General features: G+C 68.3%; 15 protein-coding genes. 6 read left to right on the forward strand and 9 right to left on the reverse strand.

Annotation, left to right across the window (positions count from 1 at the left end; genetic code table 11):
• Window positions 1-14 precede the first annotated feature (14 nt).
• The 3 genes from HFGMBDPB_RS09890 to HFGMBDPB_RS09900 are packed head-to-tail and all read right to left on the reverse strand — an operon-like array spanning window position 15 to window position 2,625.
• Window positions 15-1,052 (reverse strand): NAD(P)/FAD-dependent oxidoreductase, encoded by a 1,038-nt coding sequence (locus HFGMBDPB_RS09890; RefSeq protein ID WP_212645331.1) that lies wholly within the window; start codon window positions 1,050-1,052, stop codon window positions 15-17.
• A complete protein-coding gene (locus tag HFGMBDPB_RS09895) occupies window positions 1,049-1,681 on the reverse strand; it encodes a lipocalin family protein (RefSeq protein ID WP_212645332.1) in 633 nt (210 codons plus the stop codon). The genes HFGMBDPB_RS09890 and HFGMBDPB_RS09895 overlap by 4 nt, the downstream gene beginning before the upstream one ends.
• Window positions 1,642-2,625, reverse strand: coding sequence for a MerR family transcriptional regulator (locus tag HFGMBDPB_RS09900; protein ID WP_249343403.1), 984 nt, complete (start codon window positions 2,623-2,625; stop codon window positions 1,642-1,644). The genes HFGMBDPB_RS09895 and HFGMBDPB_RS09900 overlap by 40 nt, the downstream gene beginning before the upstream one ends.
• Window positions 2,626-2,884: 259 nt before the next feature.
• Here HFGMBDPB_RS09900 and HFGMBDPB_RS09905 point away from each other — a divergent pair, with 259 nt between their 5' ends.
• From HFGMBDPB_RS09905 to HFGMBDPB_RS09920, 4 genes are all read left to right on the forward strand, one after another.
• Window positions 2,885-4,459 carry a methyl-accepting chemotaxis protein gene (locus HFGMBDPB_RS09905; protein ID WP_212645334.1) on the forward strand — a complete coding sequence of 525 codons (1,575 nt, stop codon included), beginning with the start codon at window positions 2,885-2,887 and terminating at the stop codon, window positions 4,457-4,459.
• Window positions 4,460-4,916: 457 nt separating this feature from the next.
• Entirely contained in the window at window positions 4,917-6,224 is a 1,308-nt protein-coding gene (locus HFGMBDPB_RS09910; RefSeq protein WP_061287971.1) for a dicarboxylate/amino acid:cation symporter, read from the forward strand.
• Between the two features lie 46 nt (window positions 6,225-6,270).
• Window positions 6,271-8,151 (forward strand): sensor histidine kinase, encoded by a 1,881-nt coding sequence (locus HFGMBDPB_RS09915; protein ID WP_017407470.1) that lies wholly within the window; start codon window positions 6,271-6,273, stop codon window positions 8,149-8,151.
• On the forward strand, window positions 8,148-9,494 hold the full coding sequence (locus HFGMBDPB_RS09920; protein WP_017407471.1) for a sigma-54-dependent transcriptional regulator: 1,347 nt from the start codon (window positions 8,148-8,150) through the stop codon (window positions 9,492-9,494). The genes HFGMBDPB_RS09915 and HFGMBDPB_RS09920 overlap by 4 nt, the downstream gene beginning before the upstream one ends.
• A gap of 47 nt (window positions 9,495-9,541) precedes the next feature.
• Here HFGMBDPB_RS09920 and HFGMBDPB_RS09925 read toward each other — a convergent pair whose 3' ends face one another.
• The 3 genes from HFGMBDPB_RS09925 to HFGMBDPB_RS09935 all read right to left on the reverse strand — a co-directional run bounded on the left by HFGMBDPB_RS09925 (window position 9,542) and on the right by HFGMBDPB_RS09935 (window position 12,304).
• On the reverse strand, window positions 9,542-9,958 hold the full coding sequence (locus HFGMBDPB_RS09925; protein WP_082254733.1) for a hypothetical protein: 417 nt from the start codon (window positions 9,956-9,958) through the stop codon (window positions 9,542-9,544).
• A gap of 176 nt (window positions 9,959-10,134) precedes the next feature.
• Window positions 10,135-11,292 carry an L-talarate/galactarate dehydratase gene (locus HFGMBDPB_RS09930; protein WP_133073556.1) on the reverse strand — a complete coding sequence of 386 codons (1,158 nt, stop codon included), beginning with the start codon at window positions 11,290-11,292 and terminating at the stop codon, window positions 10,135-10,137.
• 43 nt (window positions 11,293-11,335) lie between these two features.
• Window positions 11,336-12,304: a Bug family tripartite tricarboxylate transporter substrate binding protein gene (locus tag HFGMBDPB_RS09935; protein WP_212645335.1), complete on the reverse strand. Its 969-nt coding sequence runs from the start codon at window positions 12,302-12,304 to the stop codon at window positions 11,336-11,338.
• A gap of 229 nt (window positions 12,305-12,533) precedes the next feature.
• On the opposite strand from HFGMBDPB_RS09935, the gene HFGMBDPB_RS09940 reads away from it, so the two are divergent.
• The gene (locus HFGMBDPB_RS09940; protein ID WP_046239660.1) at window positions 12,534-13,538 is read left to right on the forward strand and encodes a LacI family DNA-binding transcriptional regulator; all 1,005 of its coding nucleotides are present in this window, start codon (window positions 12,534-12,536) and stop codon (window positions 13,536-13,538) included.
• 4 nt (window positions 13,539-13,542) lie between these two features.
• Here HFGMBDPB_RS09940 and HFGMBDPB_RS09945 read toward each other — a convergent pair whose 3' ends face one another.
• Window positions 13,543-14,337 (reverse strand): arylamine N-acetyltransferase family protein, encoded by a 795-nt coding sequence (locus HFGMBDPB_RS09945; RefSeq protein WP_212645336.1) that lies wholly within the window; start codon window positions 14,335-14,337, stop codon window positions 13,543-13,545.
• 96 nt (window positions 14,338-14,433) lie between these two features.
• Between HFGMBDPB_RS09945 and HFGMBDPB_RS09950 the strand changes: the two genes are divergently transcribed.
• Complete coding sequence (locus HFGMBDPB_RS09950; RefSeq protein ID WP_212645337.1) at window positions 14,434-15,927, forward strand: aminotransferase-like domain-containing protein; 1,494 nt, start codon at window positions 14,434-14,436, stop codon at window positions 15,925-15,927.
• Here the strand turns inward: HFGMBDPB_RS09950 and HFGMBDPB_RS09955 are convergent.
• Together HFGMBDPB_RS09955 and HFGMBDPB_RS09960 are read right to left on the reverse strand one after the other, a co-directional pair.
• A complete protein-coding gene (locus tag HFGMBDPB_RS09955; protein ID WP_013801997.1) occupies window positions 15,896-16,477 on the reverse strand; it encodes a peroxidase-related enzyme in 582 nt (193 codons plus the stop codon). The two genes, HFGMBDPB_RS09950 and HFGMBDPB_RS09955, sit on opposite strands and share 32 nt — an antisense overlap.
• 120 nt (window positions 16,478-16,597) lie before the next feature.
• A complete protein-coding gene (locus HFGMBDPB_RS09960; protein ID WP_212645338.1) occupies window positions 16,598-17,524 on the reverse strand; it encodes a LysR family transcriptional regulator in 927 nt (308 codons plus the stop codon).
• Window positions 17,525-17,609 lie beyond the last annotated feature (85 nt).

Below are 17,609 nucleotides of genomic sequence, written 5' to 3' on the forward strand. Positions count from 1 at the left end.
GGCGTTCCTGTGGTTCAGCGCGTCAGCGTGGCCAGGGCGCGCCGGGCCAGCGCCCGTCCGCTGAGCCAGGCGCCTTCGACGCCTGCGCCGCACATCCAGTCGCCGCACAGGCCCAGGCCCGCAGGCGCGTCCCACCAGCAGCGGTTGACCAGGTGGGGGGCCGGCAGCGCATAGCGCCAGCGGTGGGCAGTGACGCGCAGGCCGCCTGGCAGAGAGCCGGCCAGGGCCTCGAATGCCTGCAGCAGTTGCCGGGCCACGGATTCAGCGTCCGATTCGATGTGATCCTGGCTCCACCGTGCACTGGCATGCAGTACCCAGGTCTGCTGCCCTTGTTGCCCTTGCCGCCCTGGCTTGGCGCTGTCGCGTGCCACCCAGCACAGCGGGCCATCCGTGATTTCTGCCGCATCCCAGTCCAGCGGCAGGGGGGCGTCGGTGCGCAGCATGGCCACCCAGCAAGGCTGCATGCGTGCGCTGGCGGCCAGTGCCGCAGCATAGGGCGAGACCGGCTCCAGCAAGGCTGCCGCCTGCGGTGCAGGCACTGCCAGCACCAGGGCGCAGTATTCCGGCCCCATCTGCCCTTGTTCGGCACAGTGCACTGTCCAGCGGGCAGGCCCGTGCTGCAAATGCTGCACCGTGGCCTGCAGGTGCAGCCGTACGCCATGCCCCTGCTGTCCAAGCCGCTGGACAAGAAACGCTGCGGGAGAGGTCATGCGCGGCACGCCCACCCAGCGGTCGGGGCCTGCCTCTGCGGGGACCGCGTCTGTGCCCTGCAGGCGCACTGCGCGCGGACGCCAGGCGGCGACAACGCCGTGCTGCTCCCACTGGCGCACTTCCTGCACAAACTCCGGGTCCTGGGCTGCAAACGATGGGGCGCCGTGATCGCACTGCCACGCACCCTGCGGATCCTGCGCGCGCCGTGTGCTCATGCGCCCGGATGGGCCTCGGCTTTTCTCGAAGATATCCACGCGGCAGCCAGCCTCGGCCAGCAACTGTGCGCAGGCCAAACCCGCCATTCCTGCGCCGATCACCGCGACGGGGGGCAGGCTGTTCACAAGGCCTCCTGGCTGCGCGCTTCCTGGTGCCGATCATGGCTGACCCAGATCAGCGCGCCGGTATCGACGCCCAGTTCCGCGGCCTTGGCGACGATGGATTGCAGGGTCTGCGGGGGCAGTTTCGGCTCCCTGGCCAGTATCCAGCAGTACTGCGTGTCCGGCCCAAGGACCAGCGCCCAGCGGTAGTCAGGGTCCAGGGCGGCCACATGGTAGCCGCCGTAGAACGGACCGAAGAAGGAGACCTTGAGCGAAGCCGTGTCCGGCTTGCCCGTGAACAAGGCCTTGCCGACGGCGCGCTGCCACTGGCCCCGGGGCACGGAAAAACCCCGGTTCACCACCTTCACGCTGCCGTCTGCCTGCGGCGTGTACTCGGCGGTCACATCGGTCATGCCCCGCTCGAAACCATGGTCCAGCCGTGCCAGTTCGTACCACAGGCCCTGGTAGCGCTGCAGGTCGAACGGTGAGACGGGCGTGACCGAGCCTGGCGGGCGCATGCTGGCGCAACCGCTGGCCAGCAGGCCGGCGCCAAGGGTCGCTGCCAGCAGGGTGCGCCGCCTGGCGATGAAGACGGGGAGGGGGGCGGGAAAGTTCATGCGTATGTCCTTGATGTTCTTGTCGTCTGCCGCCATCGGGCGACCAGCGGTTGCAGATCCGTGAGATGGCGCACCGGCGTGATGCCCGTGACCGGGCTGGAATAAAGCGCCGGGCATGCTCCACCGGCCCACAACTCGATGGCCGGCGGCAGGTGGCTGCGCAGCTCGCCCAGGCAAGCCTGCGCCATCGCTCCGTTGTGGGCGCTGCTGAAGCTCAGCCCCACGATGTCGGCGCGATGCGCCCGCGCGGCCTGTGCCACGTCGCCGATGGGCGTCTGGGTGCCCAGCGATACGCAGTTGCAGCCTTCCAGGGCCAGCAGGGCTTCGACCATGAGCAGGCCCAGTCCATGCATCTCCTGCGGCAGCGTGGTCAGCAACACCTTGGGCGCGGGCGGCGGGGAAGGCGGGACGAGCGAGGCGATCGCCTGCCTCAAGACGCCGGTGAGCACCTCGGTGTACAGGTGCTCTTCGAACACTTCAAAACGCCCCTGTGCCCAGAATTCACCGACCGCCGTGGTCAGCGGGGCCACGAGCGTGGTCACGAAACCGGCCAGGCCCATGCGCGACTGGGCCAGGCTCAGGCAATGCCTGAGCTGGGCGGGATCATGTGCGGCAATGGCGTTGAGCATGGGTGCGAAGCGTTCAGAGTCTGCTGCATTCTCTGAATTTGTCCTGGACAAATCCATGGCTGGCGAGGTGTCGGCGCGGGCCAGCAGCGCCTGCAGGCCGTCCAGGTCCACCCCCATCAGCTTGCTGGGGCGCAGCCCCGTATCCATGAGCCGCCGGATCAGGGTCAGTTGTCGAACCTGGTCTGCCGGGTAGCGGCGATCGCCTGCCGAATCCCGTTCAGGCCTTGGAAAGCCGTAGCGTCTTTCCCAGACACGCAGGGTGTCCTTGGCAAGTCCGGTCTCGCGTTCGACGGCCGAGATGGGCAGCCCGGGGCCAGGCGCCAAAGGCAGGGGGTCAGAAAGTGGCGTCATTGATCTGAAGGGAACAAAACGTCCGGCCATGGCCGGAATGTTTTGAGGGATTTTGCGAATTGTCTAGGACAAAAATATGTTTTGTCCAATATATTACATAGAGAAACAAAGCACAGGCCCGCTGGCCGCCACCCGGCAGCCGCTGGCGCGAGTGCTCTGTAGATCCCGGCCAGGAGATGACTGCCCCAGGCGCAGGCGAGGCTTGACATCGTGATCGCCGCGCCCTTGTGCAGTCTTTCCGGCCACGCAGTCCGTACCGATGATCATCATGAATTTGTCCAACTGGCCACTGGCCCGCCGTCTCGCAGCTGCCTTCGCATGCGTCATCGCCATTTTTCTTCTTGTCATCGCGCTGGCCGTGAGCAGCCAGTCCCGGCTCAAGGAGGCCCAGCAATGGAACGAGCACACCTTCAAGGTGATGTCCCAGGGACAGCGCATGCTCACGGGCATGGTCAACATGGAGACGGCCTCGCGGGGCTATCTCCTGTCGGGCGACTCCCGTTTTCTGGCCCCCTGGGATGAAGGGCTCAAGGAGTTCGAGGCCTCCTGGCAGGAGGCCGTACGCCTGACAGAGGACAACCCCGCCCAGCAGCGCCGGCTCGACGGAATCCGGCTGCGCCATCGTGAATTCGTGCAGGCGGTGCAGCCGCTGCAGGCGCTGCGGCGGCAAGTTCAGGACGGCACGGCGACGGTCGAGGATCTGGTTCGCGAGTTCTCCCTGGGGCGCGAGAAGGCGGCCATGGATGGGCTGCGCGCACTGCAGGCGGACCTGGTGCGGGAGGAGGAGCAGCTCATGGCCGAGCGCCTGACGCGCACCGAGTCGCTGGCGGCAATGACGCTGGCGTTCGAGCTGGGGGGCGCGCTGGTGGCCGTCGTGCTGGCCGCCTTGCTGGGCACCTGGGTCACGCGCTCCATCACGGTTCCCATCGGCCGGGCCATCCAGGTGGCACGCGCGGTGGCATGCGGGGATCTGACGCAGCGGGTGGAGGCCACCACCCACGATGAAGTGGGGACCCTGCTGCGCAGCCTCGGCGAGATGAGTGATGCGCTATCGCAGGTCGTAGCCGTCGTGCGCAGCGGCAGCGAATCCGTGGCGAGTGCAAGCACCCAGATTGCCCAGGGCAACACCGACCTGTCCTCGCGAACCGAAAGCCAGGCCAGCGCGCTTGAGCAGACGGCGGCCTCGATGGAGCAGCTCGGAGCGACCGTGACCCAGAACGCAGAGGGAGCGGGCAAGGCCAACGCGCTCGCGCAGCAGGCCAGCGGCGTGGCCGGGCAGGCGGGCGAGGTGGTCACCCAGGTCGTGGACACGATGAAGGGCATCAGTGAAAGTTCGCGCCGCATCGCCGACATCATCAACGTCATTGACGGCATCGCGTTCCAGACCAACATCCTGGCGCTGAACGCTGCGGTGGAGGCTGCACGTGCCGGTGAACAGGGCCGCGGCTTCGCTGTAGTGGCCTCCGAGGTCCGCAGCCTGGCCGGCCGCAGCGCGGCGGCGGCCAAGGAGATCAAGGCCCTGATCTCCGACAGCGTCGAGCGGGTCGAACAGGGCTCTGTGCTGGCCGACCGCGCGGGGGGCACCATGGCTGAAGTGGTGATGAGCATACGCAGCGTCACCGACCTCATGGGCGAGATCAGCGCGGCTTCTGCCGAACAACGCAGCGGCGTGGCACAAGTGGGCGAGGCGGTCACGCAGATGGACCAGGCGACGCAGCAAAACGCGGCCCTGGTGGAGGAAATGGCGGCGGCAGCCACGAGCCTGCGCCAGCAGGCGCATGACCTTGTGCAGTCCGTGAGCGTTTTTCGCCTGGGGCCCCAGTCGCAGGGTTGAGGCAGGGATGGCGCAGGGTTGATGCACCTGGTGAAGACGCGGTGCGGGACTTTGGGAGAGCGGGCCTCTCTACAGGCGCCGGAGCATCAGCCGCTGCTGCCGTCCTGCCCGGGCCCGGCCGGCGTTCAAACAGTTGCGCCATGGCCCGGGAGGGCCGGAGCCCGCAGATCGCGCCATCCGGTTTTCCGAACGGCGCCTGCATTTCATTGTTCGGATTTCCGTTCCACCTTATGCATAAAAGTAAGGTCGATATAGGCGAATCAAGCAGTTAGCGCGCGGCGCAGGTGCCGGATGCGGCTGGCACGGTCTGTGCACTGTCAGGCGCAGGCCACGTGCGTCGTGGTTGTGTGTGCAGGGAGACAAGCCCGTCTTCGCAATGGCATCCGGCAGAGGCCCGGGGGCTGCGGCGGACCGGGCTCGCTTGCAAGACCGAAATACGTCCAACGAAAAAATCCGCATGAAATTCAATCGCTTGACCACCATGGTGCTCGTGGCCATGGTCCTCGGCGTGCTGGTGGGCTATGCCTGCAACAGCTACGCGCCCACGCCCGAGGCCGCCAAGGAAATCGCCAGCTACTTCGGCATCCTCACCGATGTCTTCCTGCGCATGATCAAGATGATCATCGCGCCCCTGGTGTTCGCCACCCTGGTGTCGGGCCTGGCCAACATGGGCGACGCCAAGGCCGTGGGCCGCATCGGCGGCCGCGCGCTGGGCTGGTTCGTCGTGGCCTCTTTCTGCTCGCTGGCCATCGGCCTGATCTATGCAAACGTGCTGCAGCCCGGCCATGGCCTGAGCGTGGCCCTGCCGTCGTCGGCCGAAGGGCTGAACCTCAAGACCTCGGCGCTGAACCTCAAGGACTTCATCGCCCACGTGTTCCCCAAGAACATCTTCGAGGCCATGGCGACCAACGAGGTGCTGCAGATCCTGGTGTTCGCGCTGTTCTTCGGCATTGCGCTGGGCAACCTGCACAACCAGGCCGCGCGTTCCATGGTGGGCCTGATGGACGAAGTGGTCCACATCATGCTCAAGGTCACCGACTACGTGATGCGCTTCGCCCCCGTGGGCGTGTTCGGCGCCGTGGCCGGCACCATCACCATCCATGGCCTGGGCATGCTGTCGGTGTTCGGCAAGTTCATGCTGTGCTTCTACCTGGCCCTGGCCACGCTGTGGGTGCTGCTGATCGTGGCCGGCTACGTCGTGCTGGGCCGTGACATCTTCCGCCTGCTGAACCTGATCCGCGGCCCGCTGCTGGTGGGCTTTTCCACGGCCAGCAGCGAATCGACCTATCCCAAGCTGATGGAGCAGCTGGAGAAGTTCGGCATCAAGCCGCGCATCATCGGCTTCGTGCTGCCGCTGGGCTACTCGTTCAATCTCGATGGCTCCATGGTCTACACCACCTTCCTGGCCATCTTCATCGCCCAGGCCTACGGCATCGACATGACACTGACGGCCCAGATCACCATGCTGCTGGTGCTGATGGTCTCCAGCAAGGGCATTGCCGGCGTGCCGCGCGCCTCGCTGGTGGTGGTGGCCGCCGTGCTGCCCATGTTCGGCCTGCCCGAGGCCGGCATCCTGCTGATCCTGGGCATCGACCATTTCCTGGACATGGGCCGCACGCTGACCAATGTGCTGGGCAATGCCATTGCCACGGCCGTGGTGGCCAAGTGGGAAGGCGCGGTCGATCCGAATGCCACCACGGACGACGACGAGTCGCTGCTGCCCATGGAGCACTCCCAGGAAGGGCGGCCCGCTGTCTCGGCCTGAGGCCCAGGCGGCGCTGGGGGGCACTGATAACATTGGTGCCTTCACCATGCCCGCCCGCCGCCCCCTGCGCCAGCTCATCCTGCTTTTGCTGTGGCTTGCCCTGAGCGGGCTGAGCGGCTGGGGTGCGTACCTGATGGCGCAGCGGCTGGGCATCGCCGATCTGCGTGCCACGGGCATGCACCGGCTGGAGCTGTACGGCGCCAGCCTGCAGCGCGAGATCGGCAAGTACGCCTTCCTGCCCGACGTGCTGGCACTGGAAGGCAATGTGCAAAGGCTGCTGGCCGAGCCCGGCGACGAGCAGCTCACCAACCGCGTCAACGCCTACCTGGAGCAGCTCAACGACCGCGCGGGCACGCTGACCGCCTACCTGGTCGATGCGCGCGGCCATGTCGTGGCCTCCAGCAACTGGCGGCGCTCCGACAGCTACCTGGGCGAGGACCTGAGCTTTCGCCCCTACTACCGCACGGCCATGGCCACGGGCAGCGCGCGCTTCTTCGGCATTGGCACCACGCGCGGCGAGCCCGGCTACTACCTGGCCTCCACCCTGGGCGACGACACCCACACGCTGGGCGTGGCCGTGGTCAAGGTCAGCCTGGACCAGCTGGAGCAATCGTGGTCCACGGTGGAGGCGCCCGTGCTGGTGGGCGACGAGAACGGCGTCGTCATCCTGGGCACGGTCTCCGACTGGAAATTCACCACCTTGCGCACGCTGGACGAGGGCACGCGCGCCGCCTTCGACCACACGCGCCAGTACAACCGCCGCGCGCTGGAGCCGCTGGGCCTGCAGGTGCTGCGCGACCTGGGCCAGGGCGCGCGTCTGGTGCGCATTGCCCGCCATGGCGAGGAATCGCCAGGCTCGGTCTACCCGGTCAGCGGCCGCTTCCTGGCCCAGTCGCGCCAGCTGCCGGGCACGCCCTGGACGATCACCGTGCTCTCGCACCTGGAGCAGGTCGACCAGCTGGCCCAGAGCCGCGCGCTGGCCGCGGCCGTGGGCGCGGCCTTTGTGCTGCTGCTGGCCATGATGGTCAACGAGCGCCGCCGCCACCTGCGCGACCGGCTGGCCGCGCGCGAGGCGCTGCAGGCCGCGCACGACGAGCTCGAGCGCAAGGTGGAGCAGCGCACGGCCGACCTGTCGGCCGCCAACGAGGCGCTGCAGGCCGAGGTGGCCGAGCGCACCCACGCCGAGGCCACGCTGCGCGCCGCCCAGGACGAACTGGTGCAGGCCGGCAAGCTGGCCGTGATAGGCCAGCTGTCCACGGGCGTGGCCCATGAACTCAACCAGCCGCTGACGGCGCTGCGCACCCTGGCCGGCAACAGCCAGCGCTTTCTGGAGCGCGGCGATACCGAAACCACGCGCGTGAACCTGGAGCGCATGGCGCAGCTGGCCGACCGCATGGGCCGCATCACCGGCCAGCTGCGCAACTTTGCGCGCAAGTCCAGCGGCGCCAGCCAGGCCGTGTCGCTGGCGCGTGCCCTGGACAATGCGCTGGCCGTGCTGGAGTCGCGCGTGGCCGAGACCGGCGCCCGCATCCTGCGCGATGACGGCGTGCCCGAGGCCGTGGCCTGGTGCGACCGCAACCGCATCGAGCAGGTGCTGATCAACCTGATCAACAATTCCCTGGACGCCATGCGCGGCCAGCCCGCGCCCTGCCTGGAGCTGGCCTGCGCCGTGGCCGATGGCCGCGCCCAGGTCACCGTGCGCGACCACGGGCCGGGCCTGAGCGAAGCGGCGCAGGCCCATCTGTTCCAGCCGTTTTTCACCACCAAAGAAGAGGGCGTGGGCCTGGGCCTGGGGCTGGCGCTGTCGGCCGGCATCGTGCGTGAATGCGGCGGCACGCTGACGGGCAGCAACCATCCGGGCGGCGGCGCCGTCTTCACGCTGAGCCTGGCCCTGGCTCCCTCCACACCCTCTGCCGACACACCATGACCGACGCCCTCAAAGTCCTGATCATCGAGGATGACCCCGACATCGTGCTCGGCTGCGAGCAGGCGCTGCAGCTCGAAGGCATCGCCTGTGAAAGCGTGGGCAGCGCCGAGCAGGCGCGCCGGCGCCTGTCGCGCGACTTCGCGGGCATCGTGGTCAGCGATATCCGGCTGCCGCGCATGGACGGCATGGCCTTCCTGCGCGAGCTGGTGGCCATGGATGCCGAGCTGCCCGTGGTGCTGATCACCGGCCACGGCGACATCTCCATGGCCGTGCAGGCCATGAAGGACGGCGCCCAGGACTTCATCCAGAAACCCTTCGCCCCCGAAACCCTGGTCGGCGCCGTGCGCCGCGCCCTGGAGCGCCGCCGCCTGGTGCTGGAAGTGCGGGCGCTGCGCCAGCAGCTGGACCAGCGCGACAGCCTGGAGCACCGGCTGATAGGCCGCGCGCCCAACATGCGCCAGCTGCGCCAGATGCTCACGGGGCTGGCGCAAAGCGCGGCCGATGTGCTGATCCAGGGCGAGACCGGCACGGGCAAGGAACTGGTGGCGCGCTGCCTGCACGAGGCCAGCGCGCGGCGCGATGGCAACTTCGTGGCCGTCAACTGCGGCGGCCTGCCCGACACGCTGTTCGACAGCGAAATGTTCGGCAGCGAGGCCGGCGCCTATACCGGCGCGGGCAAGAAGCGCATCGGTAAGCTGGAGCACGCCAGCGGCGGCACGCTGTTCCTGGACGAGATCGAGAGCATGCCCGTGCCCATGCAGATCAAGCTGCTGCGCGTGCTGCAGGAACGCGTGCTGGAGCGCCTGGGCTCCAACACCCTGATCCCCATCGACTGCCGCGTGATCGCGGCTACCAAGGTGGATCTGCTGGAATTGAGCCGGCAAGGCCTGTTCCGCGCCGACCTCTACTACCGCCTGAACGTGGCCACCGTCTCGCTGCCGCCGCTGCGCGAGCGGCGCGAGGACGTGCCGCTGCTGTTCGAGCATTTCGCGCTGCAGGGCGCGGCGCGCCACCAGCGGCCCGTGCCCGAGCTGACCACCGCGCGCGTGCAGCAGTTGCTGGGCTATGACTGGCCCGGCAACGTGCGCGAGCTGCGCAACGTGGCCGAGCGCACGGTGCTGGGCATCGAGGCCGGCTCGCCCCCCTTCGGCCAGCCGGCCGGCACCACCGCGCAGGACACCGCGCCCCGGCCGCTGTCCGCCACCGTCGAGGCCTTCGAGCGCGCCCTCATCGCCGACGCCCTGCGCCGCCACGGCGGCAGCCTGGCACGCACGGCCGAAGCCCTGGGCAGCCCCAAGACCACGCTGCACGACAAGATCCGCAAGTACGGGCTGGATGGGTAGGGGCTGGTTGCCCGCCTCCAACCCGGATTTTCGGGAAACGGCTTGGCCTACCTGGATTCGTAGGACGGGCGCAGTGCCGCAATCGCCTTTTGAATCGCAGCGCGCACGGCGGGCCGGTCGATCACCTCGCCACAGTGCAGCACGGGCAATGGCTTGCCCTGCCTGGGACGGGTTTCGTCGCGCATGACGGCCATATCGCCGTTGGCGCCCTTGGTGTTCTCCCTCTGCACCTGTTCGGCAATGCCCGCCAGCACTTCGATATCCCCGTGCATGCGCTGCACGACAACGGATGCCCAGGCATCTCCTTGGTCCTTGAGATAGGGCTCAGTCTGTTGGGTCAGGCAGCTTGCGATGGCATAGCTTTCAACGTCGCGCTGCACTTGCGTGCGAGCGCCACCTGCGGGATTCGTGTCTGGGGTGCATCCGGCGATGGCTGGAACCAAAAGAAGCAAGGCCGCGCGCATCAAGTCAGCTCCCAAATTTCGTCTGTTGAGGTTGTGATGGTCGACTGGCCCGGCCCGGCATGCGCAGCCGGTGTCTTGGTCTGGCTGTCCACAATCCACTCCATTTAGCCAATCAATATATGTGAAAGGCCTGGGGAACCGGGTGTACCCAGGCCCTCAGCCGTTCGCAGCCGCCCTCAGCCCCTCTCCCCGAACTCCACGCTTTCGCGCGTCCAGCGCCGCGCCTGCTCGCTCAGGCTCAGCCCCAGGCCAGGGCGCGTGGGCACGAGCATGCGGCCATTGGCGATTTCCAGGCGTTCGTTGAACAGCGGCTCCAGCCAGTCGAAGTGTTCCACCCAGGGCTCGTTGGCGCAGGTGGCGGCCAGGTGCACGTGCAGTTCCATGGCGAAGTGGGGCGCCAGGCTCAGGTGGGCCAGTTCGGCCTGGGCGGCGATTTGCAGGAAGGGCGTGATGCCGCCCACGCGCGGCGCGTCGGGCATGAGGAAGTCGGCGCTGCGGTGGCGTATGAGATCGCCGTGCTCGGCGGCGCTGGTCAGCATCTCGCCGGTGGCAATCGGCGTGTCGAAGCGCGCGGCCAGCGCGGCGTGGCCTTCGTGGTCGTAGGCGTCCAGCGGCTCCTCGATCCAGACCAGGTTGAATTCCTCGAAGACACGGCACATGCGCTGGGCCGTGGGGCGGTCCCATTGCTGGTTGGCATCGACCATGATGGGCGCGGCATCGCCCAGGTGGGCGCGCATGGCCTCCACGCGCCGTATGTCCAGCGCGCAGTCGGGCTGGCCCACCTTGAGCTTGATGCCGCCAATGCCGCGCTCCAGCGAGGCGCTGGCGTTGCGCTTGAGTTCATCGAGCGGCGTGTGCAAAAAGCCTCCCGAGGTGTTGTAGCAGCGCACGGATTCGCGCTGCGAGCCCAGCAGCTTGGACAGCGACAGGCCCGCGCGGCGCGCCTTGATGTCGTACAGCGCCACGTCGAAGGCCGCGATGGCCTGCACGGCCAGCCCGCTGCGGCCCACGGAGGCGCCGGCCCAGCACATGCGCGTCCACAGCCGCGCAATGTCGCTGGGGTCTTCGCCCAGCAGGGAGGGCGCGATCTCGCTGGCATGGGCGAACTGGCCGGGGCCGCCTGCGCGCTTGGCGTAGCTCAGGCCCAGGCCCCGGTGGCCGTCGCGGGTCTGGATCTCGGCGAACAGCATGGCTACCTCGGTCATGGGCTTTTGGCGGCCCGTGAGCACCTTGGCATCGCTGATGGGCCGGGCCAGGGGGAGGTAGCAGGACGACAGGCGTATCCACTGGATGCGGTCCTGGCTGGTGGTTTCGGAGAGCGCGGAAGAGGTCATGGCTGCGGGAGTGCGGTGGTTGGGAAAAGGACTGGGGCAGGCATCAGTCGATGCTGATCTTTCCGGCCTCGATGACCGACTTCCAGCGCGCGTATTCCTGGCGCTGGAACTCGGCGAACTGCTGGGGCGTGCCGGCCACCATCTCGTAGCCGATGGAGACGAACTGCTCGCGCACCCGGGGATCGTTGAGCGCCTCGACAAAGGCCGCATGCGCCTTGTCGCGCAGCGCAGGCGGCAGGCCCTTGGGCGCGACGATGGCCTGCCAGGAGGCGACCTCCACGTTCTTCACCCCGGCCTCGGCCAGCGTGGGCAGGTCCGGCAGCACGGGCGAGCGGCGCGGGCTGGTCACGGCCAGGGCGCGCATCTTGCCGGCCCGGATGTGCTGTATCACGGCATTGATGTTCTGGAACGAGGCATCGACCTGGCCGCCGATCAGGTCGGCATGGGCGGGCGCGCCGCCCTTGTAGGGGATGTGCACGCCCTGGGTGCCCGTTTGCTGCCAGAACAGTTCGGCCGTCAGGTGGTCGCTGGAGCCGTGGCCGGCCGAGGCAAAGCTCATCTTGCCCGGATGGGCCTTGAGGTGGGCGACCACGTCGGCCACGCTGTTGTGCGGCGAGCTTGCGGGCACGACCAGCACGTTGGGCGACTGCACGGCCACGGTGATCAGGTCGAAGTCCTTGAGCGCGTCGTAGGGCAGGTTCTTGATCAGGTGGGGCACGATGACCAGCGGGCCCAGCGAGGTGACGAGAAAGGTCTGCCCGTCCGCCGCCGCGCGCTGCACGAAGGCCGCGCCGATGGTGCCCGTGGCGCCGGCCTTGTTCTCCACCACGAAGGACTGCCTGAGCTTCTCGCCCAGCCTGGGCGCCACGGCGCGCGCGACCTGGTCGGTGGAGCCGCCGGCGGGGAAGGGCACGACCAGGGTCACGGGCCTGTCGGGCCAGGCCTGGGCCGATGCAGAAAAGGCGGTGAGCGCGGCCAGGGCCAGCGCCATGGCACGAAGAATGTGATTCATCTTGTCTCCTGATTTGTGAATGACATCGTTGTCATTTCCGGGGAAATGAAAAAGCGCCGATGCCGTTTTGTAGATGCAAGGATTTGCGCTTTCAGCAAAATGATATCGTTGTCATTTTGGCTGTCAATCACGATTTCTGCGATGCAGGGCAGGCCTGGCGCCCGTGCGTTGAGGGCGGTCTGCTATCTTCAGGCCCGTCCCCGATACCAGCCCGCTATCGCGCTTGCCCATGAACACACCCACACCCCCCAGGCCCGCCACGCTGCACGACGTGGCCGAGGCGGCCGGCGTCTCGCTGATCACGGCCTCGCGCGCCCTGGGCAATCCTTCCATCGTTTCGGAGAAGACGCGCGAGCGCGTGCGCCAGGCCGTGGAGGCCACGGGCTACATCCCCAACCTGCTGGCCGGCGGGCTCAAGTCCCGCCGCAGCCGTATGGTGGCCGGCGTGGTGCCCGCGCTGTCGGTGTCGCAGTTCCTGCCCACGGTGCAGTCATTGACGGCCACGCTGGCGCAGGAGGGCTATCAGCTGCTGCTGGGCCAGACCTTCTACGACGAGCAGCGCGAGGAGGAGGTGCTCAACGCCATGATCGGGCGCCAGCCCGACGGCATTGTGATGATGGGCCTGGTGCAGTCCGGCAAGGCGCGCGAGCGGCTGCGCAGGACCGGCATTCCCGTGGTGGAAACCTGGGACTTCAGCGACCGGCCGCTGGACATGGTGGTGGGCTTTTCCCACCTGAAGGTGGGCAGCGCGCTGGCCGGCTATTTCCTCTCGCGCGGCCTGCAGCGCGTGGGCATGGCCACGGGCAGCGACCACCGGGCCCAGCAGCGGCGCGAGGGCTTTCTTGCAGCCTGGGGCCGCGAGGTGCCCACGGTCACCGTGTCCGCGCCCGGCAGCCTGGAGCTGGGCCGGCAGGCGCTGGGCCAGTTGCTGGCGCAGCAGCCTGATCTGCAGGCCGTGGTCTGCAGCTCGGACATGCTGGCCCACGGCATTTTGGTGGAAGCCCAGGCGCGCGGCCTGCGCGTGCCCGTGGACCTGGCCGTCTCGGGCTTCGGCAATGCCGATTTCGCGGCCCATCTGCTGCCGTCGCTGACCACCGTGCATGTGGACGGGCCGGGCATAGGCCGCCTGGCCGCCGAACTCGTGCTGGCACGCTGCAAGGGCCACAGTGCCGGGCGCTCGGCGTTCGACCTGGGGTTCGAGCTGATCGAGCGGGATTCGACCCGCCGAGCTTAGAGGGTCAGCCCACGGCAGCTGCCTGGCGCTCGGTCGCCAGCCCGAACAGGCTGCCCAGCGCGTGCTGGATTTCATCAGGCGCCAGCTGCTTGGTCTCGGTGCCGCTGGCCGTGATGGTCTTGAGCGCGTCGCCCACCAGGATCATGCGGCCGGCCGGCTGGTGCAGCACCACCACCCGCTTTTGCACGAAGATGGCGTCCGGGTGCGTGGAGTTCAGGTAGTTGGCAGGGGCGAAATCCACCCATTCCTGGGGCGACAGGTTGAAGGCGTACTGGTTGGCCCATTCACCGTCCACGCGGGCCTGCAGCAGGTACTCGCCCTGGTCGTCCAGGCTCAGGTGGAAGGTGTCGCCGTCCTGGCGGACCTCGGTGTCCAGCACGTCCAGGGCCATGGGGGCGCGTATGCCGTAGCTGCCAAAGCCCAGGTCGCACAGCCAGCGCCGTCCCTCGACCTCGGCCACCAGGGCCATGTGGGTGCGGGGCCGGCGGGCCGGATAGAACATGGGCCGCGCCGCCACAAAGCGGTAGGCAATGCCCAGGGCCTGCAGCGCCATGGCGAACAGGCCGTTCACCTCGTAGCAGTAGCCGCCCCGGGCGCCGCCGAGGATCTTGCCCGCAATGTCTTCGGGCACCAGAGAGACGATCTTGCCGGCCTGCACGTCGAGGTTCTCGAAAGGCACCGCGAACAACTGGTGGCGCATCAGCGCATGCAAGGTGGCGGTATCGGCCTTGGCGGAGTCACCGGCACTGAAGCCGATGCGGCGGAAATAGGCCTGGAGATCGAAATTGCTGGCTTGCATGGGTTTCCTCGGGTTGCTTGATGGCTGCAACGATAAATCCGGGCAGCCAATGCCTGTATAAGCAGAATCCAAGAAAACTGACCTGTACAGATTGGCATGCCCACCAACAACGAACCCTTGCCCCAGTACCGCCGCATTGCCCAGGCCCTGCGCGAGACGCTGGCCTGCGGCGCACTGCGCCCCGGCGACAGGCTGATCTCCGCCCGCAGCCTGGCCGAGCGCGAACAGGTCAGCCTGCCCACCGCGCTGGAGGCGCTGCGCTGCCTGGAGGCCGAGGGCCTGATCGTCGCGCGTCCGCGCTCGGGCTACTTTGTGCGGCAGGCAACCGGCGGCGCGGCGCTGCAGGCGTCCCGCCCGTCGTCGCGCCCCGTGCCCGTGACCCTGTCGGCCCTGGCCCGCTCGCTGTTCAGCAGTCCCGACACGCGCCTGATCCCGCTGGGTGCGGCATTGCCCGATCCGGCCTGGCTGCCCACGGCCCGGCTGCAGCGCGCGCTGCAGACCGCCGGGCGCCGCCTGGACGCTCACGGGCAGACCTACAGCATGCCGCCGGGCCGCGCCGACCTGCGCGGCCAGATCGCGGCCCGGGCCGCGCAATGGGGTGCGCGCTTCGGCCCCGACGACCTGGTCCTGACGGCAGGCGCCACCCAGGCCGTGCGGCTGGCCCTGCGCGCCGTGTGCAAGCCCGGCGATGTCGTGGCCGTAGAGCGGCCCGCCTATTTCGGCAGCCTGCTGCTGCTGGAGGACCTGGGCCTGAAGGCGCTGGAGATTGCCACCGATCCCCGCGAAGGCCTGCTGCTGGAGCCGCTGGCCGAGGCCATTGCCCGCCACCGGCCGGCTGCCGTGCTGGCATCGCCCACCGTGCAGAACCCGCTGGGCGCCAGCATGCCGGTGGAGCGCAAGCAGGCCCTGGTGGCGCTGCTGGAGCGGGCGGGCATTCCCTTGATCGAAGACGATGTCTATGGCGACCTTGCAGGCGACGGCCAGCGCCCGCCGGCCTGCAAGGCCTTCGACGGCAGCGGCAACGTGCTGTATTGCGGCTCCGTGTCCAAGACCCTGGCGCCGGGCTGGCGCGTGGGCTGGATTGCGGCGGGCCGCTTCCATGCCCAGGTGCTGCAGGTGCGCCTGGCGGGCGACTGGGCCGGTGCGCCGCTGCTGGAGGCTGCCGTGAGCGAGGTGCTGGCCAGCGGCGACTACGACCGGCACCTGCGCCGTCTCAAGTCCCGCGTGCAGGCCGGGGTGCAGGCCGTCACGGCCAGGGTCGAGGCCAGCTTTCCCGCAGGCACCCGTGTCTCGGCCCCGCGCGCGGGCTTTCTGCTGTGGGTGGAGTTGCCGCGCCAGGTCAATGCACTGGAGGTGCACCGCCGCGCGCTGGAGCTGGGCATTGGCGTCAGCCCCGGCCCGCTGTTCTCATCGCGCTCGGACCTGCCCAACCACCTGCGGCTGAACTGCGCCAACGAGCCCACGCCGCGCCTGCTGGGGGCCGTGGGGCAGGTGGGGGAGATATGCCGGGGTTTGGTCGAGGGTGCTGCTGCGCGCCAGGGAGCGCATGTCGGCCAGCCTACTTCTTCTCGCGCGGCACGCGCCCCATGAGGAAGAACTCGGGATTGGGCTGCATGCCGGCAAAGCTGGCCATGCGGTTGGACAGGCCGAAGAAGGCGGTGATGGCGGCGATGTCCCAGATGTCCTCGTCGTCGAAGCCATGCGGGTACAGCGCCTCGAAGTCGGCCTCGCAGATTTCATGGCTGCGTTCGCAGACCTTCATGGCGAAGTCCAGCATGGCGCGCTGGCGGGCGCTGATGTCGGCCTTGCGGTAGTTGACGGCCACCTGGTCGGCCACGTAGGGCTGCTTTTCGTAGATGCGCAGGATGGCGCCGTGGGCCACCACGCAGTACAGGCACTGGTTGGCCGCGCTGGTGGTGGTGACGATCATCTCGCGCTCGCCCTTGGTCAGGCTGCCTTCTTCCTTGAGCATGAGCGCATCGTGGTAGGCGAAGAAGGCGCGCCACTCGGCAGGGCGGCGCGCAAAGGCCAGGAAGACGTTGGGGATGAAACCGGCCTTTTCCTGCACTTCAAGGATGCGGGTGCGGATGTCCTCGGGCAGGCTGGACAGTTCGGGCTGGGGGTAGCGGGCGGTGGCCATGTGTCTTGTCTCCTGGGTGTGGTGGTTGTCGTTGCGGGCCATGTTCGCATGGCCTGCGCTGCGCGGGGTGAACGCGCATGACAGCCTGCCTGCCGCCGAGGTTGCAGATTGCGCCCGGGCTCAGGCGGGCGCCATCTCCGGCTCAGGCCGTTGTGCAAACCAGTCACCCAGAAAGCCGGTGAGCGCGCGGATCCGGGCCGACATCTCGCTGCGCGTGGCGTGCACCAGGTAGATGTCGGCCGCAGGCAGCTGCCATTGGGGCAGGACCTCGCGCAGCGCGCCTGCGGCCAGCGGCGCGGCCACGTCCCAGAGCGAGCGCTGCAGGATGCCGTGGCCGTCCAGTGCCCAGGTCAGGGCTGCAGCGCCATCGTTGGTGCTCATCACGCCGTTGACCTTGATGTTGTGCTCGCTCAGGCCCTGGCGCGTGCGGCGGCTCAGGCGCCAGCTGCCATAGGTTTCGTCGCTCTCGCGGATCACGATGCAGCGGTGGGCCTGCAGGTCCGCAGGCTGGCGTGGCTCGCCATGGGCGTTGAGGTAGGAGGGCGCGGCGCACAGCACGCGGCGGTTGGGCAGCAGCAGGCGGGCGGTGAGGGCGGAGTCGGGCAGGGCGCCAAAGCGCACCACGGCGTCAAAGCCCTGCTCGACCAGGTTGACGGGCCTGTCCGTCAGCTGCAGTTGCACCTGCACCTCTGGATAGGCGCGCGCAAAGGCCGACAGCGCGGGCGCCAGCCGCTGGCGGCCAAAGCCCAGTGTGCAGGCAATGGACAGCGGGCCGCGCGCCGTGGCGCGCGTGCCCGAGATGCTGCGCTCCAGCGCCTCCAGGTCGGCCAGGATGCGCGCGCCGTTCAGCAGGTAGGCTTCGCCCTCGGGCGTCAGGTGGATGCGCCGTGTCGTGCGCTGCAGCAGGCGCACGCCCAGGCGCCGCTCCAGCAAGGACAGGCGGCGGCTGACGGCGGGCGGCGTCACGCCCATCTGCTGGGCCGCAGCGGCCAGGCTGCCTTCGCGGATCAGCAGCGAGAAGAAACGCAGGTCGGAAAAGCCGTCCATGGTGGATGCGGTGGAAGGTTGATTCGTAAATTGAACTGATGGATCAATGCAATATTTTGCTATTTATGCAGCCTGGTTTACTGAT

This window comes from Delftia sp. PE138 (assembly GCF_018320755.1).
GTDB classification, from domain to species: Bacteria; Pseudomonadota; Gammaproteobacteria; order Burkholderiales; family Burkholderiaceae_C; genus Comamonas; species Comamonas tsuruhatensis.